The organism is Pseudomonas sp. RA_105y_Pfl2_P56 (assembly GCF_963970845.1).
Taxonomy (GTDB): domain Bacteria; phylum Pseudomonadota; class Gammaproteobacteria; order Pseudomonadales; family Pseudomonadaceae; genus Aquipseudomonas; species Aquipseudomonas baetica_A.
The window spans coordinates 1-7,466 of record NZ_CAXAPL010000075.1 but is presented as its reverse complement, the minus strand read 5'-3'; the positions used below and the strand labels follow the sequence as shown (position 1 = coordinate 7,466).

Here is a 7,466-nt window from a genome sequence, read left to right as displayed (position 1 = left end):
GATTGCTTGATTCGAACCGTTAATTGCGAGCGCGCTACACCGAGACATTTACTGACCAGCTTCACTGGTCGTCCCCCGGCAACAAGGGTGAGTGCGCAATCCATTTTCGCGACCGGGCGATCTCCACGGCCTCTTTGAGGATTTCGGCTTCCATCGTTTTCTTGCCCAGCATCCGTTGCAGTTCACGGATCTGCTTGAGCGCATCGCTCAGCTCGGAGGCCGGCACCACGGCTTCGCCTGCACTGACCGCCGACAGGCTGCCGTCCTGATACAGCTTGCGCCACAGGAATAACTGGTTGGCATTGATGCCGTTGCGTCGAGCGACCACCGACACACTTTGTCCTGGCTCAAGGCTCTCGCGAACCATGGCCAGCTTTTGCTCTGGGCTCCAGCGGCGCCGCCGCTCCTGACCCAAAAGCTCCCCACTCTTGTCGTTGCTATTAGTCATAAACATAACCGTTTGCCTATCCCTTATCGTAAGGGGGAAACGGTGTCCTGTCTTTCATGGGGCTCGTCCAAGTTGAACCGGATTCTACCCTGTTAGCGTAGATGCCCGAGAATCGGCTACGAGAGCAATGAACTCACGCACCCATTTGAAGCCGGCGTGCCCATCCGATCGCTCATGCCAGAACATGCCAATCGCAAAACCTTCTACCGGCAATGGGGGAGCTAAGCACAGCAGCTGCTCGCCACGACCTTCTACGAGACGACGTGGAACCAGGGCCACACAATCCGACTCCGCGACCAACTCCGGTACTGGAAGGAATGACGACGCTGACAGAACTACGTTACGCCGCTGCCCCCGTGCTACTAAGGCGTTATCCACCGAGGTAGAGAAGCCTCCGCCGCGTAGTGACACCACGACATGTTCCAGCTGCGCGAACTCATCTACAGTCAGGTCCGCGCGCAGGCTTGGATGCCCACGGCGCCCGATCAGCACGTAACTCTCATCATAGAGGTGTTGCGAGAGCAGTGCGGGCGGAGCCCCGTTCATGTTTATCACGGCTAGATCCACCTCGCCGCGGGTCATCTGCAGCTCCAGTTGCGGTACGTCCAGGATGCGCAGTGCGATACGTACACCCGGCGCTTCGCGTCGCATGGCGACAACGAGATGTTTGATCAAGGCCGCCTGCACGTAATCCGTGCAGGCGATTGATACCGTTAAGCTCGCCGTCGCGGGCTCGAAATTTAGATGAGTAGTGACGGTGGCCCTTACTTGGTCAAGTGCTTGGCGAAGCGGGACGAGCAGCTCTAAGGCTTTGACGGTGGGAGTCATTCCACGCTGCGCGGGCATCAGAAGAGGGTCGTTGAAGACGTCGCGCAGCCGGGCTAACTGTGCACTCACCGCTGGCTGGCTCAAATGCAGACGGGCGGCCGCCCTTGTCACGTTCTGCTCGATGAGAAGGGCCTCTAATGTCACAAGCAGATTGAGATCAAGGCGTCTGGTATCCATCAATCTTATGCTAGCAGGAAAATTTTGCGATTTCACAGATTGTCCGAGCCCCGCGACACTTCATCGACATCACACAGCGGAGCCGTCATTCATGTCGAAAAAAGTATTAATCATCCATGCCCAGCCCGAGCCTTCGTCGCTAACGCGGCAACTGGTGGATGTGTCAGTTGAGTGCTTGACTGCGCAAGGGCACAAGGTCCTGCAATCTGATCTATACGCCATGGGCTGGAAACCAACGTTCGACGAGCACGACTTTCCCGATCGAGCGAACACTCAGCGGCTATCGTTTGGCGCAGAGTCTGCTCACGCATATCGTCATGGCCGCCAGACCGCCGACGTAGCGGCAGAGCAAGACAAGGTCTTAGCGGCAGATGCCGTCATCTTTCAGTTCCCGCTTTGGTGGTTTGGCATGCCGGCCATCATGAAGGGGTGGATTGATCGCGTTTGGGCAGCGGGACTCGCGCATGGCTACAAGGGCGCAGGCAACGCCTACCGTTATGGAGACGGAGCGTTTAAAGGAAAACGGGCCATGCTGTCAGTATCCGTTGGCGGACCCGCCGAAGACTACGCCCCGCGCGGAATCGACGGGCCACTCGAGCAACTGCTGTTTCCCATCACGCACGGCGCACTCTACTTCCCTGGGTTCGACGTGCTGCCTTCGTTCGCGGTATACGGCACTGGCCACTTGACTGCCGCCGGTGCTGACGCGGCTAAGGAGGCTTGGCGCAGCCGCCTGGAGGGCTTGTTCGAGGACGCGCCCATCCCTTTCCGGCCCCAGAATGGAGGTGATTACACCTCCACTAACGAGCTCAAGCCGCACGTGGCCGCAGGCCAGACCGGGATCATGGCGCATATTGCCTACGGCGAAGAAACGCAGACGCAGTCACCGGAAACAGAGGTGCTGCCTTGAAGACCTTCGTTATCCTGACTCGCCGTGCTGATGGATCAGCGGAGGACTTCAAGCGCCTAGCCAAGCCAGAGGTTCAGCATGTGTGGCAAGGCTTCGCTGACGGCATCGTGCGTGCAGTACATGGACTAGCCGATGGGCCGGGCGCTGCGCTCGAGCTCGAGTCCATGACTTTTGAAGAAGCTCGTCAATATATCGAGGCGCTCCCCTACGTCAGAGAGAATCTTTTGCATGTGCAGTATTGCGTGCTTAAGCCTTTTTCCGATTATGAGAGACTAGTGACTTCCTGATTAGTGATCTGATCAGCGTCAATTGCTCATGAAAGGTTCAGCATGCGGTAGCACATTCTTTGCTATTCGCATGCCCTGCGCGCGCAGGCTTTAACTACTGGAAAAAATTGAGTTCACAGATTGAAACCTGCCGAGTTGTGTTGGAGTAAAGCTTAGAAATCAACGCTGCCGGTCGATAGTGGATCCGCACAAGACGACTACCTTGTCAGGAATGCAATTGGACAAAGCAGCAGTGCGTTTTTTAGTCGTTCTGCGGAATATTCGAATATAGGAGGTTATATGAATAGTGCTCGAAATAAGGTTGTAGTACGGGATTTTTTCAGCAGTTTTGAACTTGAAAATGCTGACCGAATCCTGAGTCTTATGACTGACGACGCCACTTGGTGGGTGAATGGTAAGCCTCATCTATTTTCTTTTGCTGGGTTAAAGAGCAAAGCGGATATGACGCCTGTTCTTCATGGCCTGTTTGCGTTGTTTGATGGCGGTTTGAAAATGGAGGTTAAACGTCTGATCGCTGAAGAAGACTGTGTAGCTGCGGAAGCACGATCTTTCGGTGATACAAAAAATGGAAAGCACTATGAAAACGACTACCACATTTTTTTCCGGCTCCGAGAGGGAAGGATCGTTGAAATTCGTGAATACACTGACCCCATGCATGCGGTTGAAACTTTCAATTGATGAGCAGCACACGTTTTCGATGCTCTCGATCACATCCCACTGAGCGAGTCTTGGCCTAATGCGCCTGCTAAGCCGACTTAGCTCCGAAAGCAACAGACTAGGCCGAACTAACAGCAAATCTCACCAAGGCAGCCCCTTAACCAAACGTTAGGCCGCTATGAACCGATCTTTGATCCCATCGTTCTTGGGCGCAGCTTTAGCCGGCGCCCTAATCTGGGCTATTTCGCCTATGGTAACTGGGCACGCAGAACCGTGGGATGCAGGTGGCGTGTACTACTTCGCAGCCCTGGTTCTTGCTGGACTCGTTTCAGGGCTTCTCGCACCCAAGTCTATTTGGATGCTCTATCTTGGCAGCATTGCTGGACAGTCCCTGTACCACGTTCTGTTCTTGCCGTCAGGCCCACTAATGATCATTGGGCTGGCGTTCCTACTAGCGTGGTCGCTGATATTCTTGGCTGGTGCATATGGCGGCTCGCGCGTGCGTCGCTGGATTGGCACTCGCCTTGGCGCGGCCTAACGATGCATTCAAACCGTTCGCTTCGCTCACTCGGGACCGTCTAAAGGCGGCCCCTTAACTAAACGTTAGGCGTCAAATGCATATCGCCCCCATGAAACTGACATTTCGCTCGTTGATTGCATGTGCCGCGCTGGCCATGCTCGCAGCGGGCTGCGAGAACCGCACCTCCGACTCCGTGCCGGTCACCGCAGTTAGCGCTCCTGGTTCGACCTCTGCTTCGGTAGCCGACAAATGGCTTGGCAAGTGGAGAGGCCCAGAAGCAACATTTCTTCAACTCGATGGCGGCAATGGAAAGTACGAAGTCACCATCCGGAATCTCGACGGCTCGCGCACTTTTCACGGCAACGCGGCAGGCAATGAGATCGCGTTCGAACGCGATGGTGTGAAAGAGTCTCTCCGCGCAACGAATGGCGTTGAAACAGGAATGAAGTGGCTAAGCAAAAAGTCCGACTGCCTGACAGTTAGAGCAGGTGAAGGCTACTGCCGCGACTGAGTGCGCACCGGACAAGATGACGCCTAACACTTCAATCGAGAGGACAAACACCGGCAAGCCGGTGTTGGCCTCTCATCTCAAACTTCAGCGCCTGCATCGGATCGTTGGTTCGCAGTCGCAAATGGCGGATTCTCGCCCTTCATGACCGGCAGCTATCGAGTCAGGGCGGCCATTCGGAAAGACTGTTTTGCGTTGGAAAGGCGCTCTTCGAAAGTGGAGAATCAAGAGAGCCTGATTGATTCATTCTGCGCAGTTACTTCACTCCGCGCTCTTCAATCACGTCAGTGTCGAACAAGGTCTCCAGCTCTGTACGTGCCTCGCGTGCTGTCTGGACCACGGCGCTCAGGTCGTTGTAGACCTTATGTTGAGCTTCTAGCACCGCTTCATCATGGCGCTGAAAGCGACGGATTCTGGCCCCTGCCTGTTCTTCGCTTAGGCCCAGGCAGATCAGGGCTTGCCGGCTCATCTCCAGACTGGAATGAAAAGTTTCACGGATTGGTACTACGCCGACGTCGAGCAAGCGATGCACGTGCTGGCGATTGCGTGCCCGCGCGATGATCTTGATGTGGGGGTAGAGCCTGCGTACCAGTTCGGCTGTTTGTAGGTTGGTCTGCGGATCGTCGGTGGCGATGATGAAGAACTCTGCCTGGTCGACCTTGGCGGCACGCAAAATTTCCGGGCGCAGCGGGTCACCATAGAAGATCGGCATGCTGCCCAAGCTGCGAGAAAACTCGATGGTTTCAACGGCTGTTTCCAGTGCAACGAAGGGTACCCGTTGGGCGCGCAATACCCGTGTGATGATTTGTCCCATGCGCCCCATACCTGAGATGACTACGCGGGGGGCATCGCTGTCTATGTTCTGGTACTCCTCGGGAACCACCTGCGCCACCACCTGGGGTTTGCTCAGGCGCATCAGCCCCAGAACCAGCAAAGGCGTGAGCGCCATCGACAGAGTGATGACCAAGACCAATTGGTCATGCAGACGTGCCTCGAACAAACCATGTTCGTGGGCCATCTTGAACACCACGAAGGCAAATTCGCCGCCGGCTGCTAGCACCACGCCAAGGCGCAGCGCGCTACGCCGATCCAGGCCGCCAATCAGTCGGCCGACTACCCATAACAGCGGCAGTTTCAAGGCGATCAACAGCGCCGTGAAGCCCAGAATCAACAGTGGTTCGCGCAGCAGCAGCAGCAGGCCGATGTCGGCACTCATGCCCACGCTGATAAAAAGCTGCTTGAAGAACGGCTCGGAGTACGCTTGCTGCAGCGTTCTACACGCCATTTCTCGGTTACTGAGACTGGGCAGGAGTACTACCGCCACTGTGTCGCCATGTTGGTCGAGGCCGATACGGCGCGGGAGGTCATTGAGCGTAATCGTTCAGAACCCCAAGGCATCGTGCGCATGAGTTGTCCAACGGCCCTCTTGCGTTACCGCATCAGCGACCTGCTCAGCCGCTTCATGGTCGAATATCCACGAATACAGATTCAACTGGAGGCTACCAACCGCCGGGTCGATCTCATCAGTGAAGGGTTGGATCTCGCGCTTCGAGTCCGCTTCCCGCCGCTTGAGAACAGCGATCTGGTTATGCGTGTATTGGTCGAGAGCCCGCAGCGGCTTGTCGCAAGTCCCGATCTGATCAATAACCTTGAATTGCCGCTCAACCCTGCCGATCTGAGCGGTTTACCAAGCCTAGATTGGGGGCCACCGCGTGACCATGCTTGGTGCCTAGACGGTCCGAATGGTGCCAGTGCTCAGGTTACTCATCGGCCACGCTTTATTACCGACGACATGACAGCCCTACGCCAAGCGGCGCTCCGAGGTGTTGGCGTTGTGCAGCTGCCACACATGGTGGTGGATCAGGACCTACTGCAAGGTCACCTGATCGATATCTTGCCAAACTGGGTACCGCGCAGTGGCATCGTGCACGCTGTATTCCCGTCGCGCCGCGGCCTGATTCCCAGCGTGCGTAGCCTGATTGATTACCTCGCAGAGCATATTGAACTGTGACTGCGGAGGTCTTCGCCGTAGCTGTTTGAACAGCCCAGTTTGTTGTAGGCAACGTTGAGTGTTCACTTTTGACCGGTTAGCGACGGCCTAACTCCTGCTGCTGGGAGGGGGCATGCCGTTGCGGTTCGAGGGCCAAGTGATCGGCGCGCTGGGCGTCGCCGGCGCAGGCGGTGCTGCAAACGATGAGGCGTGCGCCGTGGCCGCCATCGAGAACGTTTTACCCAGCGCTATTTCACCCACCTCTAAATAAGGACACTCACATGACTGTACTAAAACGATTTTTGCTCGGCGCTGTGTTGAGCGTTGTTTCCTCGCTGACGCTGGCGGCGGCCAATCCCCTGAGCGTGCATGTACTGAACCTGCAGGACGGCCTGCCGTCTGCGAAAGTCAACGTCACCCTGGAAAAACAACAGGGCCCGGACTGGATCATGCTCAACCGTGCGGCGACCAACGAGCAAGGGCGCATCCCCGAGCTGTACCCGCACGGCAAGGCGTTGGAGCAGGGCGTCTACCGCGTCACCTTCAAGACCGGCGAGTGGTTCAAGGCCCACCAGATCGCGAGCTTTTTTCCGGAAGTGCCGGTGATTTTCGCCGTCGACGGCGCGGTTGCGCACTACCACATCCCGTTGCTGCTGAGCCCGTATGGGTTTTCCACCTATCGCGGCAACTGAATCGCGACTTTCAGACACTGCCGAATTCCCCTGTGGCGAGCCCGCTCGCCACAACAGCCCGATCTGCTTGAGGCAAATTATGCAGATACCTATGCCCGACACCTATGCCCGACACCTGCCCACCGGCGCTGGACCGGTGCGGGTTCATGGGACGGGCCGCGTTGAAGTGGTATGCGTTCAAGCAATACGCGTCAAATTTCACTGCCAGGCCTGAGGCCCATCAATGAGCTTCAGCGCTCGCCTGGAGAGTTCAATCGCGGCAAGCTGGGGCGCAAGGTTGATGTAAGTGCCTAATAGTAATGAAGTAACTAAAAAACCGGTGTGCCGGGTTTAATGAGATGGTCAGCCTGACCGAGAAGCCCTGCAGGTTTACGCTTGCAGGGCTTTTCTCGTTTTCGGCGGAGGATCTCTCATGAATACGATAACGCTTCTCGGTATCGACATTGGCA

The 7,466-nt window shown here is 56.4% G+C and carries 8 protein-coding genes and 3 pseudogenes; 7 read left to right on the top strand and 4 right to left on the bottom strand.

Going from position 1 to position 7,466, the window contains the following annotated elements; translation table 11 throughout:
* A pseudogene (locus tag AACY11_RS27815) lies at positions 1 to 448 on the bottom strand (transposase); the annotation flags it as partial.
* Between the two features lie 84 nt (positions 449 to 532).
* Entirely contained in the window at positions 533 to 1,453 is a 921-nt protein-coding gene (locus tag AACY11_RS27810) for a LysR family transcriptional regulator (protein WP_339496253.1), read from the bottom strand.
* 91 nt (positions 1,454 to 1,544) lie between these two features.
* Between AACY11_RS27810 and AACY11_RS27805 the strand changes: the two genes are divergently transcribed.
* The 4 genes from AACY11_RS27805 (at position 1,545) to AACY11_RS27790 (ending at position 4,338) form a co-directional block, all read left to right on the top strand.
* Entirely contained in the window at positions 1,545 to 2,363 is an 819-nt protein-coding gene (locus AACY11_RS27805; RefSeq protein WP_339496251.1) for an NAD(P)H-dependent oxidoreductase, read from the top strand.
* Positions 2,360 to 2,650 carry a hypothetical protein gene (locus AACY11_RS27800; protein ID WP_339496249.1) on the top strand — a complete coding sequence of 97 codons (291 nt, stop codon included), beginning with the start codon at positions 2,360 to 2,362 and terminating at the stop codon, positions 2,648 to 2,650. The genes AACY11_RS27805 and AACY11_RS27800 overlap by 4 nt, the downstream gene beginning before the upstream one ends.
* Positions 2,651 to 2,929: 279 nt before the next feature.
* Entirely contained in the window at positions 2,930 to 3,328 is a 399-nt protein-coding gene (locus tag AACY11_RS27795; protein WP_339496248.1) for a nuclear transport factor 2 family protein, read from the top strand.
* A gap of 608 nt (positions 3,329 to 3,936) precedes the next feature.
* Entirely contained in the window at positions 3,937 to 4,338 is a 402-nt protein-coding gene (locus AACY11_RS27790; protein WP_339496247.1) for a hypothetical protein, read from the top strand.
* A 253-nt stretch (positions 4,339 to 4,591) separates the two neighbouring features.
* Here the strand turns inward: AACY11_RS27790 and AACY11_RS27785 are convergent.
* Positions 4,592 to 5,599: pseudogene (locus AACY11_RS27785) on the bottom strand (NAD-binding protein); the annotation flags it as partial.
* On the opposite strand from AACY11_RS27785, the gene AACY11_RS27780 reads away from it, so the two are divergent.
* The 3 genes and pseudogenes from AACY11_RS27780 (at position 5,600) to uraH (ending at position 7,017) form a co-directional block, all read left to right on the top strand.
* Positions 5,600 to 6,346, top strand: coding sequence for a LysR substrate-binding domain-containing protein (locus tag AACY11_RS27780; RefSeq protein ID WP_445261993.1), 747 nt, complete (start codon positions 5,600 to 5,602; stop codon positions 6,344 to 6,346).
* Between the two features lie 91 nt (positions 6,347 to 6,437).
* Positions 6,438 to 6,596, top strand: a pseudogene (locus tag AACY11_RS27775) (heme-binding protein); the annotation flags it as partial.
* 10 nt (positions 6,597 to 6,606) lie between these two features.
* Positions 6,607 to 7,017 (top strand): hydroxyisourate hydrolase, encoded by a 411-nt coding sequence (gene uraH / locus AACY11_RS27770; protein WP_339496245.1) that lies wholly within the window; start codon positions 6,607 to 6,609, stop codon positions 7,015 to 7,017.
* A gap of 250 nt (positions 7,018 to 7,267) precedes the next feature.
* On the opposite strand, the gene AACY11_RS27765 is transcribed toward uraH, so the two are convergent.
* A partial coding sequence (locus tag AACY11_RS27765; RefSeq protein WP_339496244.1) for a hypothetical protein occupies positions 7,268 to 7,466 on the bottom strand: 199 nt, incomplete at its 5' end.